Consider the following 23,716-nt stretch of genomic DNA (forward strand, 5'->3'; position numbering starts at 1 on the left):
GGTCCATAAATCTTCCGGCGCCAACCGTTCGACAAGCGCGGCAGTCATCACCCCAGACTGCCGCAAGATCTCACCAACTGAAATAGCGTCTAAGTACCGCCGCAGCCCCCGCACCGGATCGTCAGTTGAGCCCCATCGTGATGAACCGCTGGATCAGCGACGCGAGCACCACCGCGAGCAGCGGCAGCGAGAACCAGAACGTGCTCTGCAGCCAGCGCAGTTGGCGCACGCTCGGCCGCAGTGCGACCCGGACCACCTCGCGCGCCGTGAGCAGCACGATCAGGGCGACCGCCGCGAGGGCGCCCACCAGCGACCACGGCGTCCAGGTGATCTGCGGTCCGATCGGCCCCGGATCGGCCTTCGCGGCCTTGCCCGCCGGTTCCTTGCGCAGCTGGTACATGGTCACGTCCGCGTTGACGTAGACCTTCTTCAGCTCCTCGCGCCGGTCCAGGTTCTCGACGAGGCGCGTGGGCCAGGCCTTGGAGTAGCCGACGTCCATCTGGAGATAGACGACCTGGCTCTTGTTGAGCATCAGGTACGAGTTGGGTCCCGCGTCCTTGAGCGCCTTGACCAGGCCGCCGACCAGGACCGGGTCGACGGGCGCGAGCGTCGGGACGTAGTTGACCTTCTCCATGTCGCGGGCGCCCCACGGCATCGCGGGCGTGACGTTGTTGACGGTGTCGTTGCTCATCCACAGCAGCCGCACGGTCGGCTTGTCGTGTGCGTAGACGTACTCCATCGCCGCGACCTCGCCGGGCCGGATCCGCTCGAAGGGCTCGTTGCCCCAGCGGGCCACCAGGAACCCGCCCATGAGGACCAGGCCCGCCATGAGCGCGGCCAGCGGGGCGAGGCTGATGCGGTCCTTGTCGCGTTCCTTCGCCGTGGCGCCGGTGCGCGGGAAGAGCCCGAGCCCGGCGAGGAGCGCGACGCCCGGCAGGGCGAACATGAAGACCCTGAGCGCCATCTCGCCGCCGTAGGACTGCATGCCGAAGCCCAGGAACGGCACGAAGGCGAGGACGACCAGGGAGCGCTCGCGGTACTTCCAGTCGTGGCGGCGCCACCAGCCGTAGCAGGCGAAGGCGAGCACGGCGCCGGCGAGCAGCACGCGCGTGTAGAGGACGAGCTTGTGGCTCGAACTGCCCTCCTGGATACGGCCGGAGACGGAGGAGGTCACGTTGCCGCCGACGCCGCCGATCCCGCCGAACAGTTCATTGAAGTGCCCCGACCAGTACGGCTCGGCGAGGAAGCCCAGCCAGACGACGACGATGACGCCGAACAGCAGCGGCAGGCCGCGCAGTTCCGACCTGCCGATCACGACGAGGACCGCGAGGACGCCCAGCATCACGAACGGGGTCAGCTGGTGCGCCGGGACCGTCGCCGCGAACAGGGCGATCAGGACGACGAGCAGCACCGCGCGCTGGCGCCTGTCGGTGGGCGCGACCTCGGCCTCGCCGGGGCGCCGCTTCGCCCACAGCACCCGGGGCGCCCGGAAGTAGACCAGCAGGATCGCCACGAAGACCAGATAGAGGAGGTACGTGAAGCCCTGCGGGGAGAAGTAGTCCTGGCCCACCCAGCCGCTCAGGACGAAGATCCAGACACCGGACCACTTGGCCCGCCAGCTCGCCCGTATCGAGCGCAGCAGCAGGAACATCGGGGCCAGGTAGAGGAGTTGGATGGCCGTCGGCCACCAGCGGATGACCTCGGTCAGATCGCTGACGCCGCAGGCCTTCGCGAGGAACGCGGCGGCGGCGAAGAAGCCCGGCCAGCTCCAGCGCGCGTCCAGGTCGGGGACCGCGGAGCCGGTGCGGTCGATGTAGTCCATGAAGCCCAGGTGCTGCCAGGCCGTCGCGAACCGGGGCTCCGCCTCGATGACGGCGGGCAGCGCGTGCAGCGACACGACGGTGGCGAGCAGGGTGAGCAACAGCAGCCGCTTGTGCGGGCGTTCGAGCCACAGGAGCGACGCGAAGACGCCGATGAGCAGGGCAGCGCCGAGCAGGGTCACGGGGGACAGCACGGAGATCAGTCCGAGCCCGCCCATCCGGTCCAGATCCGGCTCGCCCATCCCGAGGACGGGCCCCCAGTAGAGGCCGACGGCCGCCACGAGCAGCAGTGCGAGGACGACGACGGTGGGGGTGAGCCGGGCGCGCCGGCCCGGCTCCGGCGGTGTGGCGGGGCGCTCCGGCCCGGTGTCCGGGTCCGGGTCGGTGTCCGGGTCGAGGTCGGGCTCGAAGGCCAGGTCGACGGCTTCTGGGTGCGGATCGGGCAGGAGGGCCGATTCGTCCTCCCCGTGGCTGCCGCTCGACGCCTGCGAGGCCGAGGCAGAGGCGGAAGCGGAAGCGGGAGAAGGGGCAGGAGCAGGCGTCGGCGGCTTGCTCGCCCACGTGGGCAAGTGGGTACCGGCCGGTGGTGTCACGGGACCCGGGCGGACGTCGGGGCGGCGCTCCTGGTGGTCCAGGTTCAGCTGCACCGCGAGCTTCAGCGTGTCCGAGTCCATCGCGTCGCGCAGCGCCCACTTGGGTCCTTCCTCCTTGCCGGCGTGCGCCTTCGGCGTGCCCAGGTCGGCGAGGTCGCCGTCGGGCGGCGCGTCCACGGGCGCCGACTCGGGGGGCGCGGTGCGCACCACACGCCACAGCTTCGGCGCGGCGATCGCCACGATCACCGCGAGCGAGGAGATCTCGGCGACGCCCGCGCCGGTGAGCCCCATCCGGGGCAGGAGCAGCAGGGTGAGGCCGAGCACGAGCACGCACAACAGGCCCTGCAGCCAGGCGAGACCGGATGTGCGGCTCTGCGCGCGCAGCACCGCGAAGTACGTCTCCATGACCACCCGCAGCGCCGCCCCGACCGCGAACCAGCGCAGCAGCGGGGTCGCCGCGTCCGAGTAGTCGGCGCCGAAGACGTGCAGCACGTACGGGGCGAGGAAAAAGAGCAGGGCGCAGATCGGCAGCATGATGCGGGCCATGCGGCGCAGCGCCATCCGGGCGTGGGCCGCGAGCCGCGCCGGGTCGTGCGAGCCCTCCACGGTCAGCGAGGCACCCATGTTGATGGCCAGCAGGTTGACCGTGCCGCCGATCGTGGTCGCGATGTAGAAGTACGCGTTGTCCGCCGAGCTGACCTGCGAGGCGATGATCACCGGTATCAGGTAGACGACGGCGAGCGAGAACAGCGAGCCGGTGTAGTCGCCCGCGAGGAAGCGCCCCATCTCGCGCAGCGAGGGCGGTTCGGTCTTGCCGTCCGTGGCGTCGATGTGCCGCGGCACGAGCCGCCGGAACACGAGCAGGCCGAGCGGGATCACGGAGAACGCGATCGCGACGACCCACGAGACGAACACCCCTGTCGTCGCCAGCGCGCCCGCGAACGCGACGAGCAGGCCCAGCTTCACCAGCGAGAACACCGTGTTGCCCACCGGCACCCACAGCGCGCTGCGCAGCCCGGTGAGCACCCCGTCCTGCAGCGTGAGCAGCGACCAGGCGATGACGGCGGCGACGAAGCCGAGCCCGTGCAGCGTCCCGTGCAGGAACCGGTACGAGGGCCCCCACACGTCGAGCGTGAGCAGGAAGAGCAGCGCGGCGAGCGCGACGGCCGCCGAACTCCCCGCGTACGTACGGAAGATGAGCCGTCCGGTGGCGCGCCCGGCGATCGGGATGAAGCGGGCGAGCGCGCCGGTCAGCGTCACGGCGGTGAGCCCCGCGAGGAACTTCATCGCCGCGATCGCCGCCGAGCCCTGTCCGACCGCGTCCGCCGTGTAGTAGTGCGCGGCGGCCAGCCAGAAGCCGACGCCGAGCACGCCGGAGATGCCGGTGTTCAGCATCAGCGCATAGGCGTTCCGGAACAGCTGGCTCCCGCCCCCCGAACCGCCCATGCCGTCTTCTGTGCCCTTCTTGCCGCGCCGTATGCCGGGCAGCCTGAGCCGGCGTCCCTCGGCGGCCGGGGAGCCGGCGTCGGTCGTGGCGGCCCCGTCGGCCTTGGCGCGGGCGGTCGTCGTGTCAGACACGGGTGCTCGGGCCCTTCTGGCGGATCGGGCCGGGCAGTAGGGCGGCCGTCTTCCGGCGGGCCTGCCGGGCTCTGCGGACCACGGCGTACCCCTTGGTGAGGGCACGGTCCGCGGCGAAGGTGCGGCCGATGGCGCGGCCGTCGACGAGCCGCTCGAACTCGGTGACACCGGTCGAGCGGCGCACGGTGACCCGCCGCAGGGCGTACGGGCCCTGGCGGCGCGCGGCGAGCGCGTTGCCCACGGCGAGCGACTGGGCGAAGCCGGCCGCGCGCACCGCCTGCCGCACCCGCCGGTCGGAGTGCCCGTACGGGTACGCGAAGGAGACCGGCGCCCGGCCCAGCTCGCCGGTGACGATCTCCCGGCAGCGCAGCAGCTCGAACTCCAGGTCCGCGTCGTCGAGCTGGTCGAGCTGCGGATGCGTGTGGCTGTGCCCGCCGATCTCCACGCCCTGCCCGGCGAGCGCCCGCACCTGGTTCCAGTCGAGCATCGCGTCGAGCCCGCCCCCGGTGTGGTACGTGCCGCGCAGCCACCCCGTCGAGACGAACAGGGTGGCCGCGAAGCCGTGCTTGGCGAGTCTTGGCAGGGCGTGCGTGTGGACGCCCTCGTAGCCGTCGTCGAAGGTGATCAGGACGGGCCGGGCAGGGAGCGCCCCGCCGCCGCGCCAGATCCCGGCCAGTTCGGCGGTGGTCAGCGGGGTGCAGCCGCGGTCGGCCAGCAGCTCCATCTGTTCGGCGAACTGGCTTGGGGAGACGGACAGTTGGCGCGTCTCGGGGTTCGGGTTGGAGGACATGGCGTGGTACATGAGGATCGGCACGGGGCCGCCGTCGGACCTCCGCTGCTGGGCGCTCACGCGGCCGCCTCCGTTCTCCCGACGTCCTTCGCGGGCGCGGCGATCTCCGCCACGGTGAACGTGGCGCCCGCGCCGCGCGCCCGCCAGCTGCCGAGCGCGTAGCCCCCGGCCGCCGTCAGCACACCGGCCACGATCGCTCCGGCGCGGCCCGCGCCGCCCGCCCGGCCGAGCGCGAAGTCCCGTACGCCGCGCGCCGCTCCGGCGGGCAGTACCCGCGTCGAGTAGGCACGCTCGGTCTCAAGTCCCTTGTCGGCGCCGACGCTTCGGGCGACGAGGGCCTTGGAGAGGCCCTCGGCGTAGGCGCGGGTGCGGAAGTAGGCGAAGCGTTCGCGGGCCGCGGGCACCCGGTGGTGGATGACGGCCCGGTCGTCGATCAGGAGCACCGCGTCCGGTCTCGCCCGCGTGATCCGGATGCACAGCTCCGTCTCCTCGCAGCCCAGCGGGCGCTTGTCGCCGTCCCGGCCGATGCCGGTCGCGAAGCCGCCCGCGATGTCGAAGGCGGTGCGCCGGAAGGAGGCGTTGCCGCCGAGCACGTTGCGCACCTCGACCTTGCCGGGCGGCAGGCCCTTGTACGAGCAGCCCACCACCCAGTCGAACTCCTCCGGGAACCACAGGGGCCTGCGCCCCGAGGCCCAGATCGGTTCGGTGCGTCCGCCGACCGCGAGGACGCGCGGGTCGGCGTAGCCGTCGGCGAACCAGTGCAGCCAGTCCCGCTCGGCGACGGCGTCGTCGTCGAGGAACGCGACGATCTCGCCGCGCGCCGCGGCGATCCCGGTGTTGCGCCCGGCGGACAGCCCGCGCGGCCCGGCGTTCGAGAGCACCGCCACGTCCGCCGCGCCGTCGAACTCCTCGGCGAGGCGCTCAAGCAGGGCCGGATTGTGGTCGACGACGAGGAGCGTCTCCAGGGCGGCGTACGACTGTGCGCGCACGGAGTCGACGGCGGCGAGGATGTCGCTCCAGCGGTCTTCGGTGTACACGCAGATGACGACGGACGCCGTCATCCGCGTGGTCTGTCGCTGCGTCAAGACCCGTCCTCCCGCACGAGGTTGAGCTTCGCGGGGGACTGCCGGCTGCGCAGGGCGCGCCGGTTGGAGCGCTCCTTCATGATGACCTTGAGCACGCGCAGGCCGTCGCGGACGGCGCGCAGATTGCTGGCGCCGTGGATGCGCAGGTACTCGTGGCTCGGTATCTCCTGAACTCTCAGGCCGGCCTTGACGACCCGGATGTTCATCAGGGTCTCCACCTCGAACCCGGTGCAGTCGAGCTCGATCTCGTCCAGGCAGTGCCGCCAGAACGCGTTGTACCCGTAGCAGAGGTCGGTGTAGCGGGCCCCGAACTTGGCGTTGACGGCCGAGCACAGCGCCCAGTTGCCGAGCTTGCGGATGGGTGTCATGTCGTCCGTGCCGCCGCCGTTGGCGAACCGCGAGCCCTTGGCGAAGTCGGCGCCCGAGACGAGCGCGGAGACGTAGGAGACGATCTCCTGGCCGTCCGCGGAGCCGTCCGCGTCGACCATGACGATGATGTCTCCGGTGCAGGCCGTGAAGCCGGTGATCAGGGCATCCCCCTTGCCCTTTCCGCGCTGCGGTACGACCACGACTTCCGGCCACAATTCCCTGGCCACTTCCACGGTGTTGTCGGTGGAATTGCCGTCCACCAGAACGACCTCGTGGATCCAGTCGGGAAGGGTCTTGAAGACGTACGGAAGATTCTCCGCCTCGTTCATGGCCGGAATGACCACGCTGACCCGCGGCGCGATCGCCAGGTGCGTGGAGATGGCCCGATAACGGGCGGGAATTCGGCCTTCCGGAGATGTCCCCTCGGGTATCACCGGAGGCACAACGGAACTGCTCATGAGTCTGGTCCCTCTCGTCCGGTGGACCGCCCGCCCCCGGGCGGTCCGGCTTCGTGTCCGGTTCGAAAGGGGGGTTCTCACTGACGGCCGTGCCGGAAGAGCTCTCCGAGCGGGCCGGGTGAGCTGGCTGTACACACCGGTTTGTCGGACCGGTCGCGCGGCACGCGACCCGGCGACCCAGGACGCCGAAGCGAGCGGCTCACCGGAACGCGGCACCCCCCTGCCGCGCCCCGCTCCGGACCTTCGCGATCTCGGTCCCTCCCCTAGATCGCATTTCGTGCCGGTCCGATGCGGGTGGATGTACGACGGTATTGATGATTGAGACTGTATGGCAAGACCTGGAACGAGGCCTCACGTTTTTATAGTTTTGGCCATTCTCTTGGCTTCCGTCCCCATTAGTGGATTTTCCCGATCCGTTTGCGGATCTCCTCGGCCGCGCCCCCGCGCAGCCGCCGGACGATCCATTGCACAAGAAAAGCGGAAGCGCTGAGTATCGCCACGGCGAGCACTCCGCCGGTCACCGACCAGCGGTGCACGGCGAGCATGCCCTGGGCGACCAGCATGACGACCGCGACCGCGCCGGCCGTCGAGGCGAGCGTCCTGGCCCACGGGTCGAGTCCGCGCAGGGCGGCCGCGAACGCGGCGCCGGGCGCGGCGAGCAGGAAGAAGAGCGCGAGCGGTCCGCGCAGCGGGGATTCGGCGTGCGAGAGCACGAGGACGAGCCCCGCGCCCGCCGCGACGACGCCCGCCCCCGCGAGCAGATGCGAGCCGTCCGATGACGACGGCTTGATGCCGATGGTCTGCATTGGCGACTTTGCCCCCCGAAGCGCCGGATGCCGGGCTTCAATGTGGCGCAGTCCGCGGTCCGGCGTCAAGGTGTCGACGGGGTAACTGCCCGCCCGTTCCCGCCAGTTGGTGGACGCTCTACGGGCGTAGCGCGGCCGGGCCGCGGGTATGTCATACCCCTGACATGAACCTGCAACAACGGTGGGCGGCAGAGACCCTGCTGATCCTGCTAAAGGGAGGTTCCATGAGATCTTTCCGGATTGCGGCCTACGTCTCCTCTTTCGCTCTTGCCGCGGTGGCAGCCCTGACCGGGGCGACGGCCGCGCAAGCCTCCGACTCCGCTGCCGCCACGGGCTATGTGGCCCTTGGTGACTCCTACTCCTCCGGTGTCGGCGCCGGCAGCTACGACTCCGGCAGCGGCGCCTGCAAGCGCTCCACGAAGGCGTACCCCGCCTTGTGGGCGGCGGCCCACTCACCCTCAAGCTTTAATTTCACCGCGTGCTCGGGCGCTCGTACGGGTGATGTCATCGCCAGTCAGCTCGGCCCGCTCGGCTCGGGCACCGGGCTCGTCTCGATCTCCGTCGGCGGCAATGACGCGGGCTTCGCCGACGTCATGACGACGTGCGTCCTGTACTCCGAGTCCACCTGCATCAACCGCGTCAACCAGGCGCGCGCGTACGTGACTTCGACCCTGCCGAGCAAGCTCTCCGACGTCTACTCGGCGATCAGCACGAAGGCCCCCGCCGCCCGTGTGGTGGTCCTCGGCTATCCCCGCTTCTACAAGCTCAGCGGCACCTGCGTGGCGGGCCTCTCCGAGAACGAGCGCTCGGCCATCAACGGAGCCGCGGACCTCCTCAACTCCACCATCAAGCAGAACGCGTCGACCCGGGGCTTCGCCTTCGGCGACGTGACCGGCGCGTTCACCGGGCACGAGATCTGCTCCGGCGACACGTGGCTGCACAGCGTCAACTGGTCGAACATCGGTGAGTCGTACCACCCCACGGCCGCCGGACAGTCGGGCGGCTATCTGCCCGTGTTCGCGTCCGCGGCGTAACGCGGACCAAGGAACGCGTACCTCAGTACGTGGGCGAACCGGTGGTGGCCCCGCTCGTCGGGGTCACCACCTCGCACGTGATCGCGTACGCGACGTAGTTGGACGTCGCCGCCAGCGGGCTGCGCACCTCGACGCCGATCTGGTCGCGCAGCGTCCCGCCCTCCTCGTAGCGCGTCTGCGTGGTGGTGACCGTACGGGCCTTGTTCGCGGCGCCCTTGGGGACGCTCAGCGTCTTCCAGCCGGGGTCGGACGCCTCGCCGCCCCGCACCACCCAGCGGTACTGCACGGAGGCCGGGACGCGGCCCAGCGTGATCGTCGCGCTGAACGCAGGGGCGGCCGCCGCCGGTGGCGGGCACGGGCCCGAGTAACTGCCGCGCACCGCACGGACATTGACCTTGACGGACTGCGCCGGCGCGGTCGTGTGGCCGCCGCTGCCGGAACCGCCGTCGCCGCCGCTTCCTCCGTTGCCCGAGCCGCCGTCGCCTCCATTGTTGTCACCGGTCGTCCCGCCGCCTCCGCTGCTTCCGCCGCTGCCGCCACTGCCGCCGGTGTCGCCGCCCGTGGTGTCTCCGCCGTTCCCGCCTCCGGATGTGCCGCCGCCGTTGTTCGAGGTCCCGTTGTTGGGGTCCGAGTCGCGGTTCAGCAGGGCGTACGTGAGTCCTCCGATGGCGAGGAGGAGGACCACGATGCCCGCGATCATGGCCATCGAGGCGCGGCGCGGATAGCGGGGGTCGGACTGGGCCGTGACGGGTGTCGTGGCGGCCGTCCCCGTCGAGCCCGCCGGGACGGGCGTCGGGGGAGGCGTGGCTGCGGGCGACTGCATCGAGGTCACCGTCGGCTGCGACGCGAGCGGCGAGGCCTGCACGGGGCCCGCGCGCAGGGTGCCGCCCGAGCCGATGATGCGCAGGTCCCGCTCGGCGTCGGACACCGGGGTCCGCTCGGCCGGATCCTTGCGCAGCAGCCCCTCGATCACCGGCGTCAGCGGACCCGCCCGGTGCGGCGGCGGCAGCTCCTCGTCCACGATGGCCCGCAGCGTGCTCAGCGGGGTGTCCTGGCGGAACGGCGAGTGCCCCTCGACGGACGCGTACAGCAGCACACCGAGCGACCACAGGTCCGACTCGGGTCCCGGTGTGCGCCCCAACGCCCGCTCGGGGGCGAGGAATTCGGGGGAGCCGATGACCTCGCCCGTCATGGTGAGGGCCTGGGTCCCCTCGACCATGGCGATGCCGAAGTCGGTGAGGACGACCCTGCCGTCGTTCGACAGGAGGACGTTGGCGGGCTTCACGTCGCGGTGCAGCACGCCCACGCCGTGGGCGGCGCGCAGCGCGGCGAGCACCTCGGCGCCGATGTGCGCCGCGCGGGCCGGGGGCATCGGGCCCTCCGCGTCCAGCTGCTCGGCGAGGGAGAGGCCGCGGACCAACTCCATGACCACCCACGGCCGTTGCTGGTCGGTGGCCACGTCGTACACCGTCACGACGTTGCGGTGCGTGATCCGCGCCGACGCCCACGCCTCGCGCTCCAGGCGCGCGTACATCCGCTGCACATCGGCGTCCGGCAGGCCATGGGGCGCGCGCACCTCCTTCACGGCGACCTCGCGCCCGAGCACCTCGTCGCGGGCCCGCCACACGGTGCCCATGCCGCCCTCGCCGAGCGGGTCGAGCAGCCGGTACCTTCCGGCGACCACACGCTCAACCACGGGCGCCCCCATTCGTGGGAAGACAAGCAAGCGCGGCACGACAAGTCTGAACAAAAGTAGCTCAACCGAGCGCCGTTGCCGCCCCCCTGAACACCAATCCGCAGCCGAGGGCCACGACGACGAAGGCGGAGCCGAACGGCACCGCGCGGCTCAGACCGCGGCGTACGAACGCGGTGAGCGGTCCGCGTCCGGGGCGCGGCAGACCGGCGAGCGCCTGCGTGATCCGGCCGCCGATCCGCACCACCGTGAAACCGACGGCGGTGAGGGTGAGCGCGAGCCCGGCACCGTAACCGAACACGAGCAGCAGGCCGAACCACGCCTTGCCGAGCGCGGAGGCGCCGACGAGGACGACGACGGCCGACGGACTGGGCACGAGGCCTCCGGCGAACCCGAGGAACAGCGTTCCACGGAGGGTGGGTTGAGGCATCGGGTGCGGGCGCGGGCGCGGGTGCGGGTGCGGGTGCGGGTGTGGGTGCGGGTGTGGGTGCGGGTGCGGGTGCGGGTGGGCGTGGCTGTGCTCGTGCTCGTGCTCGTGGTCATGCGTGTGCTCGTGCTCGTGCGCATGGTCGTGGCCGTGATCATGGCCGTGGTCATGCGCGTGTGCCCGTGCCGCCCTGCGGTACCGCCACGCCCTGCGCAGCAGGCCCACCCCGGCCGCCGTGACCAGTACGCCGCTCGCCAGGCCCAGCCAGGCGACCACCGAGGGCGCGGCCGAGGAGCCGGCCGTGACGAGGATGCCGAGCGCGATCACGCCGAGGGTGTGGGTGACCGTCACGGACGCGGCGAGCGGCAGCACGTCGCGCAGCCTGGCCCGGCTGCGGGCCGCCGCTGCCGCCGCCATCAGGGTCTTCCCGTGACCGGGCGCGAGCGCGTGCAGCGCGCCGAGGAGCAGCGCGATACCGAGGGCCAACGCGGCGAAGCCGGGGCCGAGTTCGTGCCGCGACACCAGATTGGTGAGGGCCTCGGTCCAGCGGTCGGCGCCGCGCGGGAGGACCTCGGAACCGGCCGCGCGATCCCCCTCGGCCGGGGCCGCAGGGCCGCCGGGCACGGCCGTGAACGTGGCGGAGGTCCGGTCCGGGGGAGAGGACAGCAGGTCCTTCGGGTAGCGCGTGAGCCGGTCCGAGATCGACGTGGCGGGCACGTTCGACGCCGTCAGCGTCGTCCGGTCGCCGCGCGCGGTGATCTCGCGCCAGCCCGGCCCCTCGGCCGCGCCGGTGCGCAGCTCGACGCGGACCTTCCCGGCTTCGTCCCCGCGCGGCAGCGGCGCCGTGAACGCGCACTCCACGCGCAGCGTCCTGAGGCCCGCCTGACCGGGTCGGAGCACCGCGTCGGCGGTCCGCACGGCGAGGGCGGCCCGGCGTCCGTCGACCTCGGCCTCGGCGCGCCGCGCGGCGCTCGCGCAGCGCTCCTTCGCCCACGCCTGCCGCCCCCGCGCGGCGAGTTCGGGCCGCACCTGCTGCGTCGGGATCTCGGCCAGGTCCTCCACGTGGTCCACGCGCAGGGTGCCGGGGCGGACGAGCAGCCCGTCGTAGTGGTTGACCGTGAAGTTGCCGAGCGGGTGGGCGGAGGCCTGCGGGGACGCGGCCAGGAGGAGCCCCACCGAGGCGGCACCAAGAGCCGTGGGCAGGACGACGTACCGCTTCCAGCGCCTCATCGCGAGGCCCCCTTCCCCGTGGCCCCGTCAAGGGCCGCCCGCGCCGCCTTCGCGCCCAGCGGCGAGAACCCGGGGTTGCGGTCCAGCGCCTCGCGCAGCAGCTCGCGGCCCTCGGCCCGGTCGCCCGCGGCCAGTTCGATCACGCCCTGGTGGTAGAGGAACGCGGCCTCGCCGAAGCCGGTCGCCGTGGCCCGCCGCGCGTACGGCAGCGCCTCCTTGTCGCGGCCCGCCATGTGCAGCGCCCAGGCGAGCGCGTCCGCCGTGTGCACGGTGTGCCGGCGCTGCCACTCGGCGCGCGCCGCCCTGAGGCCCGCGGCCCGGTCGCCGTGCTCCGTCGCGGCGAGCGCGATGTCCAGGTCGACGTCGACGCCGCCCGCGCGCGCGAGCCGCAGCCACGTGCCGACGAGGGCGTACTGCCGCTCAGCCGCCTTCTTCTCGCCGCGCGTCTCGTAGAGCTCGCCGAGCTCCACCAGCGCGCTCGGCAGCGGGGCGCGCGCCACGACGTCCTTCAGGTCACGGATCGCGCCCGCCGTGTCCCCGCTCGCGGCCCGCGCCCTGCCGCGCCCCTCCAGGGCGGCGACGGCGTCCGGGTCCGCGCGCAGCGCCGTCGCGTAGTGGCGCAGCGCGGTCTTGTACTCGCCCTGCCGCCAGGCGAGTTGGCCGAGCGACGTCGCCACGTACGACACGTCGCCGGGCGCCGTGGACGAGGCGAGGGCCCGCTCCAGGACCTTGCGGGCGGTGGTGGCGTCGCCGCGCAGCTCGTGCACGTATGCGAAGCGGGTGAAGGACGGGATGCCGGGGCGGCGCGAGTCGGCCTCGTCGGCGGCCTTCGACGCGCCCTTGTAGTCGCCGAGTTCGACGAGCGCGTCGACGCGCAGCGCGAGGGCCGCCTCGCTGTACGGGTTGCTGGCGAGGGCCTCGCGGGCGTGGCGCAGCGCGCCGTCGAAGTCGTGCCGGGCCGCGGCGAGCGCGGCCCGGCCGGCGAGCGCCGGGTCGTTGCCGGGCCGCAGCTCCAGGGAGCGGGCCAGCGCCCGCTCGGCCTGCGGGTAGCGGGACGGGTCCGCGCTCACTCGTGCCTGCTCGACGTAGGCGGTGCCGAGCGAAGCCCACGACGCGTAGTCCTTGGGCCGGGCCTTCAGGCGCTTCTGCAGCTCGGCGACGCCCCGGTCGAGATCGCCCGAGGCGAGCCGGGCCGGTGCCGGGTTCGGCATGGTCCCCGTGGTCACGGCCCTCGGCGGGGAGCCGTCGTCGGCGATCAGGGCGCCCGCGGTGATGGCGAGGGCGAGCGCGGCACCCAGGGCGAGCAGCCGCCCGAGCCCGGACGCCCTGATCCCCTTGCCGGACAAGGCCTGCATGCGCGCTCCTTGGGACGAGGTTCAGAGAGACGAAGTTCCGAGAGATGAAGGGACGAAGAGACAAAGAGACAGGTGGGAGGCGCGGCCCGCGGTGTGGAGTTCAGGCACGCGGGCCGCGCCGGTCCGAGGGGACGGCTCACGCGGAGAACGGCGGCTCGAACCCCGCCCGCCGCCTGCTCCGGCCGCGCCACCACAACAGCCCGGTGCCGATCAGCAGGAAGCCGGCGCCTGCCGCCGCTGCGGAGGCCAGCACGAGCGTGTCGTCGTCGCCGGAGCCCGAGGACACCGAGCTGCCGGTGAGCTGGTCGCGGACCTCGGTGTCGCTCTGCGACTCGGTCTTGGCGAGCGGCCCGCGCGAACCCTCCGTGGGCAGCGCCACGTACGGGAACGACGACTCGAACTTCTTGTCGTTGGCGTCGACGGCGTCGCCCAGGTCGTTCTTCTTGCCGAGGAGCTCGCCCTCGACGACCTGGAGCTCGGCGTCCACGACGTCATCGGCGAGCCGACGGCCGTTCGGGAAGCCCGCCTTGTCGCCTTCCAGCACGCCGAGCCGCTTCGGTGAACTCGTCGGCGGTATGGATGTGTTGAGGCGCAGCATCTCCGAGGGGCGCACGCCCGGCGGCTGGTTGAGCCCCTTCACGCCCTTGAGGAAGACGTCCACCAGGTCGTTGCGCGGTGTCTTCGGAGCCTTGATCTTGTAGATCGACTCGATCAGCTTGGGCAGCTCGGGCTCGGTCACGAACGGCAGGAACTGGGCGTCGTTCCACGGCGAGGACGCGTTGAAGCGGTCCTTGACCTTCTGCGGGTTGACGACCTCGTTGACCAGCGGGCTGCCGAGCCGTGACACCTGCTTCCAGTCGCCCTGGGCGTCCTTGCGCTGTGTCGTCGACCACACGCCGATGACCGGCTGGTCCTTCGACTCCGTCAGGAACGCGGTGGGCACCTGGAGGGCGACGGTGTTGACGTTGTAGCCCTTGAGGGTGTCCCGGCCGACCTCCGAGAGGTTCCCGCCGTACAGCAGGTCGAAGACGCGCAGGTCGAGGAAGAACGGGTCGTCGGCCTGGCCCACGTACGAGGTGACGCCGCCGCCGACCTTCTTCACCGCCTGGTCGCGGAGCTTCTTGTAGTCGGGCATCGACGCCTTGCCGACGTTCGAAGGCGCCACCGGGGCGTTGTCGGCGATCTTCGACTTCGACACGACCTTCTGGTCCTTCAGGCGCAACAGGTCGATGTCGTAGGTCTGCGTGACGTTCAGATCCGGGTCGTCGAGGCTCTCCACGGGGCCGGTGTTGTAGAGGAACGTGTCGCCGTTCTTCGTCTGGGTGTGGAACGTCCACCGGTACAGCAGATCGCCCTGCGCGTCGCCGTCGCTGTCGATGTGGACGTCGTACTGGGCGTCCTCGGGGAACGGGTAGAAGTTCGGTCCGCCCGCGGGCTCCTCGAAGGGCGTCCAGTTGGCGACGAGGGTCGTGGTGTCCGGCTTGTCGGGGCTCACGAACGCGTACACGTCCGTGTTGTCGTACTGGGGCTGGCCCGAGATCAGGGGGGCCTCGCGGTGGCTGGAGGCCTCGGCCCGCTGCGGGCCGACGCCGGTCGCGCCCGCGGCCACGAGACCGCCCGCGGCGAGGCCGCCGCAGACCAGGAGCGCCAGTCCCTGGCGCCGCATTCGCACGCGGGGCGTGCCGCGCGCCATGTCGGGGCTTGCCGAAGCCGGTGTCTTCGATGGCTTCGCTGACTGAGAGGTCATGGGTTACGTCCTCACGCGGTCCGTGCACGAAGTGCGGTTGACGCCAAGCCATTCGGCGCGCCGGGCCCGGCGGATTGGTCGGCCGCCGATTGGTCGGCCGCCGATTGGGCGGTGGACCGCCGGCCGCCCGTACTTCCCTCACGAAACCTCGCGGCGCCCCCGATCCGGACCGGGCCCGGCCGCGAACCAGGTAGTGGGGGCGGCGCGGCACCGGGCCGCGCCGCCGAGCGGGAGGGGAACCGATGCGGGTGGACAAACTGCTGCCGCTGGTCGGGCAGGGCGACGTACGGGCGTACGAGGAGCTGTACGAAACGGTGTCGGGCGCGGTGTACGGGCTGGTGCTCCGGGTCCTGCGGGACCCCGCCCAGTCCGAGGAGGTCACCCAGGAGGTCTTCCTCGAACTGTGGCGGGACGCCGCCCGCTTCGACCCCGGCCGGGGCACCGCCATGGCCTGGGTGCTCACCCACGCCCACCGCAGAGCGGTCGACCGGGTGCGGCAGGCCCGGGCGTCCCGGGAGCGCGAGGAGCGGGCCGCGAGCCGCTGGCACCGCACCGCCTTCGACGAGGTCGCCGAGGAGGTCGAGACGAACCTGGACCGCGAGTGGGTGCGCCGCTGCCTCGAAGGCCTCACCGACCTCCAGCGCCGCTCCGTGACCCTCGCCTACTACGAGGGCTACACCTACCGGGAGGTCGCGCAACGCCTCGCGGTCCCGCTCGGCACCGTCAAGACGCGGATGCGGGACGGCCTCACCCGGCTGCGCGCCTGCCTGGGGGACGCCGCATGAACCTCCGGATGCGTTCGACCCATCGGCCGCGTTCCCTCGTGGCGCCCTACGCCCTCGACGCCCTGGAGGACCGCGAACGCGCCCGCTTCGAGCGGCATTTGAAGCGCTGCGACGCCTGCGCCGACGAGGTGCGCGCGCTCACGGAGAGCTCCGTGCGGCTCGCCTGCTCGGCCGCCGTCGCCCCGCCCGCCGAACTGCGCGAGCGGGTCCTGACCGCCGTACGAGACACCGAGCAGGTCACGGCGGAGCCGCGGCCCCGCGTCGCACCACGCGCGCGTGGACTGCTGATTCCGCTCGGCGTCGCCACGGGGGCGGGCGCGCTCACCGTGGCCGCGCTCTTCGCCGTACAGCTGGAGCGCACCTCGGAGCGGCTCGACGCGCAACGGGCCGCCGCGCGCGAGGTGGCGCGGGTGCTCGCGGCGCCGGACGCCGGGGCCGTGCGCGCCGACGGCCTGAACGTGGTCGCGTCGCCGGAGCGGGGCAGCGCGGTGATCACTGTCACAGGTCTCCGGCCGCCGCCCCGCGGCCGGGTCCACCAGCTGTGGCTGATGGAGCCCTCGGCGCCGCCCCGCTCCCTCGGTCTGCTGCCCGCCGCGGGCTCCGACACGCCCGTGGTGGCCACCGGCTTGACTCCGGACGCCTCCTCACTCGCTGTCACGACCGAGCCGGACGGCGGCTCAGAACGGCCCACGGAAGCCCCACTTGTCCAACTCGCCCTGGAATCAGTCGGATTCGGAGAGTGATCGCTTTCGAGCCGTCAACCCCCTTACGAGGGAAGTGAATACCGCGACCGGGATACACGAGTGTCGCGCTGGGGCGATAGGGTTAACCTGCCCGGGCCGGGTGCCCTCGTACGGGTGGGGAGTGACATGGAACAGATAACAGTGCGCAGCAGGCCGCGAGTGCCTGCGATTACCTGCGGGAACAGTGCGACCAGTTCGCGTCTCGACCGCCATCTCTCGGTGCTCGGCGGCCCTGCCGTCCCGCAGCGCGAGACGATGGAGGCGACGTCTCTGATGCGCGAGCTGACCACGCGGGACACGGCGCACGAGCGCAGTGGCGTGCGCGCACGCGTGCGGAGGGTCTCCCTCTTCGCGCCGCTGCGTCGGCTCAGCCGCTCGCTTTTCGGCGGCCACTAGAAGGACGGCCGACCCAGCAAGAGACAAGGCCCGTATCGCGCCTCCGCGCCGTCCGGTGTACCGCCGCGCATCACAGCGACCGTCATCCCCACGGCACGCGGCGGACACTCCGGCAAGGAGGACGATGCGGGCCTTTGTCGTGCCCGCGTCCTTGTACGTCGCGTAACGCCCTTGTCACGCACGGATGTTGACGGGGCAACCTCCAGGGTCCAGTGTGGCGCGTGATCGTCGTTGGCAGTTACAGCTACACCCACCTCACCCCCGGAGGTACGCGTGTGTGACCTGCACGACCACCACGAGCACGAGATGCCCCAGGCCATGTCCGGGCCGCAGATCAGCAGACGCCGCATCATGCAGATGCTCGGCGCCGCCGGAGTGACCACCGCCGCGATGACCGCCCAGGCGGACCCGGCGATGGCCGCCGCCTCGGACGGCGCGGCCGCGGCCCCGCTCGAATACGAGGCGCCCGAGGGGCTCGCGGAGGACAGCCCCGCCAAGGCCGCCGCCCTCGGCTGGATCGGCGCCAACAGCTCCCGCATCACCGGCCTGAACGAGGAGATCTGGGAACACGCCGAGCTGTCGCTGCGCGAGTGGAATTCCTCACTCGCCGAGGCGGGCTTTCTCGAACAGGCCGGATTCGACGTGAAGTTCGGCACGGCCGGCTTCCCGACCGCGTTCACCGCCACCTACTCCTACGGCAGCGGCGGCCCGGTGCTCGGCTTCAGCGGCGAGTACGACGCGCTGCCCGGCCTCTCCCAGAACAAGGGCGTAGGCCACCACGACCCGCGCGAGTACATCCACGACCCCTTCGCGCCGAGCTACGGCCCGGGACACGGCTGCGGGCACTGCGCGCTCGGCACCGCCGCGGCGGCCGCTGCCGCCGCCGTCGCCCAGGCCGCGAAGAAGCACAAGCTGCCCGTCACCGTGAAGTTCTTCGGCTCCACCGCCGAGGAGACCCTGATCGGCAAGACGTACGCGGTCAGCAAGGGCGTGTACGAGGGCCTGGACGCCTTCCTCGACTGGCACCCCTCCACCGCCAACGCCACCGGCTGGGGCACCAGCAACGCCATGACCGCCGTGACCTTCACCTTCCTCGGCGTGGCCGGGCACGGCGGCACCCCGCTCGGCAACAAGTCCGCGCTCGACGCCGCCGTGATGATGGCGACCATGTCGGAGTTCCTGCGCGAGGAGAACATGGCGCCGAGCGCCCGGCTCCACTGGGTGATCAACAACGGCGGAGACATACCCAATGTCACTCCAGAGATCGCGGAGATCTCCTACTACGTCCGCGAGGGCAGCATCGCCCGCGTCAAGGTGCTGCTCGACAAGGTGATCGCGATCTCGGAGGCCGCCGCCAAGGCCTCGCAGACGAAGGTCCAGCACCGCATCACCTCGGCCTGCTGGAACCAGTTGCCGTCGAAGTCCTTCGCGGAGCTGCTGCACGAGAACATGCGGCAGATCGGCCCGCCGAAGTTCAGCGCGCAGGCCCACCAGTTGGCGAAGGACCTGCAGAAGTCGCTGGGGCTCCCCGAGGCCGGGATGCACGACAAGGTCGCCGAACTCAAGCCGCCGGACCCGGTGTTCCTCGGCGGCGGCTCCACCGATGTCGCGGACATCAGCTGGAACGTGCCGACCGTGTCGATGGGCTCCGCGCTCGCCCCGATCGGCACGAAGATGCACACCTGGTCGACGGCCGCCTGCGCCGCCGCCGCGCCCGGACAGGCCGCGGTGCTCGCCGCCGCGAAGTATCTGGCGGCCACGGCGGTCGACCTGATCACCCAGCCGGAGCGGCTCAAGGCGATCAAGGACGAGTTCAAGGACCGTACGAAGGGCGTCGAGTGGAAGACGGCGATCCCCGACGGCTATGAGCCGCCCATGTACGAGCCGCCGGAGTGGTTCCTGAAGAAGACCGGGCAGAAGTGGCCGCCGGACAACATCACCTGGCCGCCGAAGCGGGTCGTGTCCCAGGAGAAGTTCTCCTCGCTCGGCCCGGCCCTGGAGCCGCAGAAGTAGCCGCGTGCGGTCCGTTCACCGTTCGCCGCGCGCACAGCGGCGGACGGCGAGCGGCACGCACACCGCGAGCAGCACCGCGCACCACGCCAGCGAGCCCGCCACCGGGTGCGTCACGGGCCAGGCCGCGCCGTGCGGCACCGGCGCGTTGCCGAACAGCTCGCGCACGGCCGTGGCCACCGCGCTGATCGGGTTCCACTCGGCGAGGGTGCGGACCCAGCCCGGCATCCCGTCAGTGGGAATGTACGCGTTCGACAGCAGCGGCAGCATGAAGGTCGCGCTGCCGAGCTGCCCCGCCGCCTCCTCGCTCCCGGAGGCGAGGCCGAGCAGGATGCCCACCCAGGTCGTCGCGAACCGGAAGAGCAGCAGCAGCCCGAACGCGCCGAGCGCGCCCGGCAGACCGCCCTCGATCCGCCACCCCATCGCGAGCCCCACGAGCACCAGCGGCACGAGCCCGACCGCCGTCGTCAGCAGATCGGCGACGGCCTGCCCGAGCGGCACCGCGGCCCGGCTCATCGGCAGCGTCCGGAAGCGGTCCATCACGCCCCGGTGCGAGTCCTGGGCGGCGCCGAACATCCCGGTCATGATCCCGTTGGCCGCGGTCGCCACCAGCATCCCCGGCACCAGGAACGCCCGGTAGTCCGAGCCCGGCATGGCGAGCGCCGAGCCGAACACGTAGCCGAAGAACAGCAGGAACACGATCGGCATCGTCTGCGTCATGATCAGGATCGCCGGGGCGTGCCGCACGCGCTGGAGGTGCCGGCCGAGCATGGCCGTGCCGTCGTAGAGGATGGCGGTGCTCATGCGGCGACCTCCTGGGTCTCGTGGCCGGTGACGGTGAGGCGCAGGAACACCTCGTCGAGGGTGGGCGGGCGCAGCGTCGCGTCGAGCAACGGGACGCCGGACGCGTCGAGTTCGCGCACGACGCGGGGGAGGGTGACCGCCGGGTCGAGGACGACGGCGCCCACGGTGCGGCGCTCGGCGTCCACGCTGGGCCGGGCACCCGTGAGCTGGTCGAGGACGACGGCGGCGGCGTGCAGCGCCTGCTCGCCCGCGTCCTGCGCCACGACGCCCACCGAGATTTCCAGGTAGCGCCCGATCTGTGCCTTGAGGTCGGCGGGGGTGCCCGAGTGGGCGGCGCGGCCGTCGTCGATCAGCACGATGTCGTCGGCGAGCTGGTCGGCCTCCTCCAGGTACTGGGTGGTGAGGACGACGGTCGTGCCCTCGCCGGACAGCTCGCGCACGGCCTCCCAGATGCGGTTCCTGCTGTGCGGGTCGAGGCCGGTCGTCGGCTCGTCGAGGAAGAGCACGGCGGGCCGGGTGATCAGGCTCGCGGCCAGGTCGAGGCGGCGGCGCATGCCTCCGGAGTACGTACGGGCCGGGCGGTCGGCGGCCTCGGTCAGCTCGAAGCGCTCGATCAGCTCGTCGGCGCGGGTGCGGGCGCGCGGCGCGCGCAGCAGGCGGGCGAACAGCCGCAGGTTCTCGCGGCCCGTGAGGTCGCCGTCGACCGAGGCGTACTGGCCGGTGACGCCGATGCGGCGGCGGACGGACTGCGGGTCGGCGGCGATGTCGTGCCCGGCGACACGCGCGGTGCCGGCGTCGGGGCGGAGCAGGGTCGTGAGCAGCCGGACCGCGGTCGTCTTGCCCGCCCCGTTCGGCCCGAGCAGGCCGCACACCGTGCCCTCGCGGACCGCCAGATCAAGGCCCCGCACGGCGTGCACGGCCTTCGGCCCCTTGCCGAAGCGCTTCTCCAGACCCTCACTAAGTACAGCGTACGTAGAAGTCATGGCCCCACCGTAGCGCACTACGTACGGTGTACGTAACTAGGATGGTGCGCGAGGTGATGATCAATGGCGGGCCGAGCGGCCGAACCCGAAGTGATCTGGGCGCGCCCCGAGCGCGCCGGGCGGGGGCCGAGGCCCGCGCACAGCAGGGCCGACATCGCGGCGACGGCGGTCCGCGTCGCCGATGCCGAGGGCATCGACGCGGTGTCCATGCGGAAGATCGCGGCCGAGCTGGGCATGGGCACGATGTCGCTGTACAACTACGTGCCGCGCAAGGAGGACCTGTACGAGCTGATGGTCGACGCCGTCAGCGGCGAGTACGAGTTCCCCGAGCCGAGCGGCGACTGGCGGGCGGACGTGCTCGGCCTCGCCCGGCAGGCGCGGGCGCTGATGCACCGGCATCCCTGGCTGCCCGGCCTGATGTCACCGGTCTACGGGTTCAGCCCGAACGCGCTCGCGTACCTGGAGTACTGCCTGACCTGCCTCGACCCGCTCGACCTGCCGTACGGCACGAAGATGGAGCTGGTGGCGGCGGTGACCAGCGTGGTCACGACGTACGTCGCCAACGAGATCGCCACGGTCGAGCGGACCCGCTCCCTGCCGTGGAGCGCCGAGCGGGAACAGGCCGTGCGCATCGCCTACCTGGGCGAGCAGGTGGCCTCGGGCCGCTATCCGCGCCTCGCGGCGTCGTTCGCCGAGGACGCCGGCCCCATCGACCTGGAGGCGGTGTTCGAGCGGGCGCTGCGGCGGACCCTGGAAGGGTTCGCGGCCGGGTGACGCGCCCGCCCCGGCGGGTCACACGATCGCGAACTGGCCCCCCGGGCCTTCCTCCTGGTGGTCCAGGACCGAGGCCGGGCGGCGTGCCCCCTCCGGGACGGGGAGCACATGGGCCCGCTCCAGGTCCTGGGCCGTCATCGGATCCGCGAGCGCGGCCCGTCGCAACTCGTCCTGAAGCGGGCCGAGTTCCGCGAGCAGCGTCAGGACCGTGACGAGTTCCAGGAGCTGCGAGGTCCACGGCTGCGGCCAGGTCGCCGGGCGCAGGGCCGCGAGGGTGCCCGGCTCGGCGGGCTCGGTGCGGCGCGCGAACCACTGCTCCAGGACCCGGACCCCGCTGACATGGAAGTCCCAGGCCGCCGCGGGCACCGGCGACACCCGCCCGTCACCGACGAGCAGGGCCTCCTCCTCGCGGTCGTAGACGATCTCCGTGGGCCGGGCAGGCAGAGGGGCGCGCACGTACGGGCGGCGGCCGCCGGGCAGCTTGGGGCGGTCGGCGTCCGTGCCGCGCCGCTCCAACCACAGGACACGGCGGCCGAGTTCGACGCCGCGCGCCCATACGTCGGGGTCGTCCGGCAGCGGCACGCGGATGTCGGGGGAACCGGCGCGGGCGCCCACCGCCAGGATCCACGCGAACAGATCGGGCGCCGTCACCTCCCGGTCGTACGCGCCGGAGAGGTGGGTGAGCAGGCCCGGCGCCACGTTCGGCTCCGCGCCGCCGGGGCGGCGGTACAGCGGGCGGATGCGGCCGGGCCGGCCCGCGGGGGAGCGCCCTTCCGGGAGCACGGCGGACGCGAGCAGCGCGGGGCCGCCGGCATCGGGCACGTACCCCTGCTCCACGAGGAACAGCTGCCGGTCGTCCGCGACCCGCCACAGCTCGGGCCGCGCCGCGTCGATCAGGCGCTGGTCCGGGATGAGCCACTGCTCGTCGAACGGGGCGTGCAGCAGCGGGACGGGGGCGGGGCAGGGGCCCTCCGCGTGCGCGAGCGGCTCGGTGCCGGTGCGCTGGCCGGGGAGCTGGGCGGCGGCGGTGTGCAGGGTGCGGGCGCGGGAGGGCACGAGGAGGGCCGCGCGCTCGTCCTGGCCTGCCGCCACGAAGGCGTTCCAACGGGCCTTCAGGGACGCGGCGTCCGGTGCGACGGGCCAGCCGCGGCCCGTGCGCAGCGGGGCGACGGACCAGGGCATGAGCTCCGCGAGGAGCGGGTCGTTCGTCACGCCCGGCATGGTACGTCCCCCTTCTTTCACGGCACCGTGGTTGCGCTCTCGGGGCTCTGCCCCGGACCCCGCTGCTCAATCGCCGCAGGGGCTTGAAATGCCAACTCCCGCGGGGCTTGATCCATCAATCGCCGGCGGGGATCGATCCATCAAGCCCCGCCGGCGATTGAGGCGCGGGGTCCGGGGCGGAGCCCCGAGGCCGCAACGGCGTTGCCGTGCAACATCAATCCGCGTCCAGCGTCACCGTGAACGAGAAGCGGTCCCCCCGGTAGTGGATGACCGCCACGTCCAGCACCCTGCCCTCCTCGTCGTAGGTCACACCCGTGTAGTGCAGGATCGGGCTGAGCAGGGGGACTTCGAGGAGGCGGGCCGTCTCGGGGTCCGCGAGGCGTGCCTGGACCGAGTCCGTGATCCGGCTGATGCGCACGCCGACCACGTCCCGCAGCACCTTCGTCATCGGCCACCGCTCCAGGTCCGCGAGGTCGACGCGGGCGCCGATGTCGGGCCGCAGGTAGTTGCGGGCGTGGTTCGTCGGCTCGCCGGTCTTCTCGTCGGAGCGCAGCCGGTGGTACGTGGGGACGGCGCCGGCTCCGGGGAAGTGCTCGGCGAAGGCCACGGGGACCGGCACCGTGTCGTGGTCGAGCAGCCGCGTCGTCATGCCGGACTGCTGCGCGACGATCGCGTCGACCGAGCCCAGCAGGCGCACCGGCGCGCCCTGCTGGGCATCCGGCTCGATGAACGTGCCGCGGCGCCGGTGCCGCGTGATCAGCCCCTCGTCCTCCAGTTCCTTCAGCGCCTGACGCATGGTGAGCACGGAGACCCCGTAGTGCCCCGCGAGTTGTTCCTCGGTGGGCAGACGCAGCGGGTCCTGCGGCGATCTTCCGAGTATCGAGGCGCGCAAGGACTGCGACACCTGATACCAGAGCGGCAATTTGCGGTTCAGGACGATCGAGTCCGGGGCGAATGACGTCACGGGTTATCCGTACCGGTCGCGGGGGGAGTGGTGCAATGCGGCGACCATGGG

Annotated in this window: 19 protein-coding genes; 6 read left to right on the plus strand and 13 right to left on the minus strand. The window is 72.2% G+C overall.

Annotated features, from left to right (window positions below; all coding sequences use genetic code 11):
• Nucleotides 1-121 precede the first annotated feature (121 nt).
• The 5 genes from ACFV9W_RS13545 to ACFV9W_RS13565 all read right to left on the minus strand — a co-directional run bounded on the left by ACFV9W_RS13545 (nt 122) and on the right by ACFV9W_RS13565 (nt 7,499).
• On the minus strand, nt 122-3,991 hold the full coding sequence (locus tag ACFV9W_RS13545; protein ID WP_385759309.1) for a lipopolysaccharide biosynthesis protein: 3,870 nt from the start codon (nt 3,989-3,991) through the stop codon (nt 122-124).
• Entirely contained in the window at nt 3,984-4,793 is an 810-nt protein-coding gene (locus tag ACFV9W_RS13550) for a polysaccharide deacetylase family protein (protein ID WP_385759860.1), read from the minus strand. Before ACFV9W_RS13550 ends, ACFV9W_RS13545 begins: the two co-directional genes overlap by 8 nt.
• Before the next feature lie 44 nt (nt 4,794-4,837).
• Nucleotides 4,838-5,842: a glycosyltransferase family 2 protein gene (locus ACFV9W_RS13555; RefSeq protein ID WP_385759862.1), complete on the minus strand. Its 1,005-nt coding sequence runs from the start codon at nt 5,840-5,842 to the stop codon at nt 4,838-4,840.
• Nucleotides 5,843-5,862: 20 nt separating this feature from the next.
• Nucleotides 5,863-6,693, minus strand: coding sequence for a glycosyltransferase family 2 protein (locus ACFV9W_RS13560; RefSeq protein ID WP_385759311.1), 831 nt, complete (start codon nt 6,691-6,693; stop codon nt 5,863-5,865).
• Nucleotides 6,694-7,088: 395 nt separating this feature from the next.
• On the minus strand, nt 7,089-7,499 hold the full coding sequence (locus tag ACFV9W_RS13565; protein WP_385759313.1) for a hypothetical protein: 411 nt from the start codon (nt 7,497-7,499) through the stop codon (nt 7,089-7,091).
• A gap of 224 nt (nt 7,500-7,723) precedes the next feature.
• On the opposite strand from ACFV9W_RS13565, the gene ACFV9W_RS13570 reads away from it, so the two are divergent.
• Entirely contained in the window at nt 7,724-8,533 is an 810-nt protein-coding gene (locus ACFV9W_RS13570; protein ID WP_385759315.1) for an SGNH/GDSL hydrolase family protein, read from the plus strand.
• A gap of 22 nt (nt 8,534-8,555) precedes the next feature.
• On the opposite strand, the gene ACFV9W_RS13575 is transcribed toward ACFV9W_RS13570, so the two are convergent.
• The 4 genes from ACFV9W_RS13575 to ACFV9W_RS13590 all read right to left on the minus strand — a co-directional run bounded on the left by ACFV9W_RS13575 (nt 8,556) and on the right by ACFV9W_RS13590 (nt 14,931).
• Nucleotides 8,556-10,241 carry a serine/threonine-protein kinase gene (locus tag ACFV9W_RS13575; protein ID WP_385759318.1) on the minus strand — a complete coding sequence of 562 codons (1,686 nt, stop codon included), beginning with the start codon at nt 10,239-10,241 and terminating at the stop codon, nt 8,556-8,558.
• 49 nt (nt 10,242-10,290) lie between these two features.
• A complete protein-coding gene (locus ACFV9W_RS13580; RefSeq protein ID WP_385759320.1) occupies nt 10,291-11,883 on the minus strand; it encodes a nickel transporter in 1,593 nt (530 codons plus the stop codon).
• Entirely contained in the window at nt 11,880-13,238 is a 1,359-nt protein-coding gene (locus tag ACFV9W_RS13585; RefSeq protein ID WP_385759323.1) for a tetratricopeptide repeat protein, read from the minus strand. The genes ACFV9W_RS13580 and ACFV9W_RS13585 overlap by 4 nt, the downstream gene beginning before the upstream one ends.
• Nucleotides 13,239-13,374: 136 nt before the next feature.
• Nucleotides 13,375-14,931, minus strand: a complete 1,557-nt coding sequence (locus ACFV9W_RS13590; protein WP_385759865.1) for a DUF4331 domain-containing protein — start codon at nt 14,929-14,931, stop codon at nt 13,375-13,377.
• A 296-nt stretch (nt 14,932-15,227) separates the two neighbouring features.
• On the opposite strand from ACFV9W_RS13590, the gene sigK reads away from it, so the two are divergent.
• The 4 genes from sigK (at nt 15,228) to ACFV9W_RS13610 (ending at nt 18,922) form a co-directional block, all read left to right on the plus strand.
• Entirely contained in the window at nt 15,228-15,770 is a 543-nt protein-coding gene (gene sigK, locus ACFV9W_RS13595) for an ECF RNA polymerase sigma factor SigK (RefSeq protein WP_385759326.1), read from the plus strand.
• Between the two features lie 8 nt (nt 15,771-15,778).
• A complete protein-coding gene (locus ACFV9W_RS13600; RefSeq protein WP_385759329.1) occupies nt 15,779-16,513 on the plus strand; it encodes an anti-sigma factor domain-containing protein in 735 nt (244 codons plus the stop codon).
• 126 nt (nt 16,514-16,639) lie between these two features.
• A complete protein-coding gene (locus tag ACFV9W_RS13605) occupies nt 16,640-16,909 on the plus strand; it encodes a hypothetical protein (RefSeq protein WP_385759333.1) in 270 nt (89 codons plus the stop codon).
• Between the two features lie 273 nt (nt 16,910-17,182).
• On the plus strand, nt 17,183-18,922 hold the full coding sequence (locus ACFV9W_RS13610) for an amidohydrolase (RefSeq protein ID WP_385759336.1): 1,740 nt from the start codon (nt 17,183-17,185) through the stop codon (nt 18,920-18,922).
• A 15-nt stretch (nt 18,923-18,937) separates the two neighbouring features.
• Here ACFV9W_RS13610 and ACFV9W_RS13615 read toward each other — a convergent pair whose 3' ends face one another.
• Together ACFV9W_RS13615 and ACFV9W_RS13620 are read right to left on the minus strand one after the other, a co-directional pair.
• On the minus strand, nt 18,938-19,723 hold the full coding sequence (locus ACFV9W_RS13615) for an ABC transporter permease (RefSeq protein WP_385759339.1): 786 nt from the start codon (nt 19,721-19,723) through the stop codon (nt 18,938-18,940).
• A complete protein-coding gene (locus ACFV9W_RS13620) occupies nt 19,720-20,706 on the minus strand; it encodes an ATP-binding cassette domain-containing protein (RefSeq protein WP_385759342.1) in 987 nt (328 codons plus the stop codon). Before ACFV9W_RS13620 ends, ACFV9W_RS13615 begins: the two co-directional genes overlap by 4 nt.
• Before the next feature lie 63 nt (nt 20,707-20,769).
• On the opposite strand from ACFV9W_RS13620, the gene ACFV9W_RS13625 reads away from it, so the two are divergent.
• Nucleotides 20,770-21,480 carry a TetR/AcrR family transcriptional regulator gene (locus ACFV9W_RS13625; protein WP_385759345.1) on the plus strand — a complete coding sequence of 237 codons (711 nt, stop codon included), beginning with the start codon at nt 20,770-20,772 and terminating at the stop codon, nt 21,478-21,480.
• Between the two features lie 18 nt (nt 21,481-21,498).
• On the opposite strand, the gene ACFV9W_RS13630 is transcribed toward ACFV9W_RS13625, so the two are convergent.
• Together ACFV9W_RS13630 and ACFV9W_RS13635 are read right to left on the minus strand one after the other, a co-directional pair.
• Nucleotides 21,499-22,701, minus strand: coding sequence for a type ISP restriction/modification enzyme (locus ACFV9W_RS13630; RefSeq protein WP_385759347.1), 1,203 nt, complete (start codon nt 22,699-22,701; stop codon nt 21,499-21,501).
• 214 nt (nt 22,702-22,915) lie between these two features.
• Complete coding sequence (locus tag ACFV9W_RS13635) at nt 22,916-23,665, minus strand: GntR family transcriptional regulator (protein ID WP_385759350.1); 750 nt, start codon at nt 23,663-23,665, stop codon at nt 22,916-22,918.
• Nucleotides 23,666-23,716: the final 51 nt, after the last annotated feature.

Origin of the sequence: Streptomyces sp. NPDC059897 (assembly GCF_042730865.1) — a bacterium.
Classification (GTDB): Bacteria; Actinomycetota; Actinomycetes; order Streptomycetales; family Streptomycetaceae; genus Streptomyces.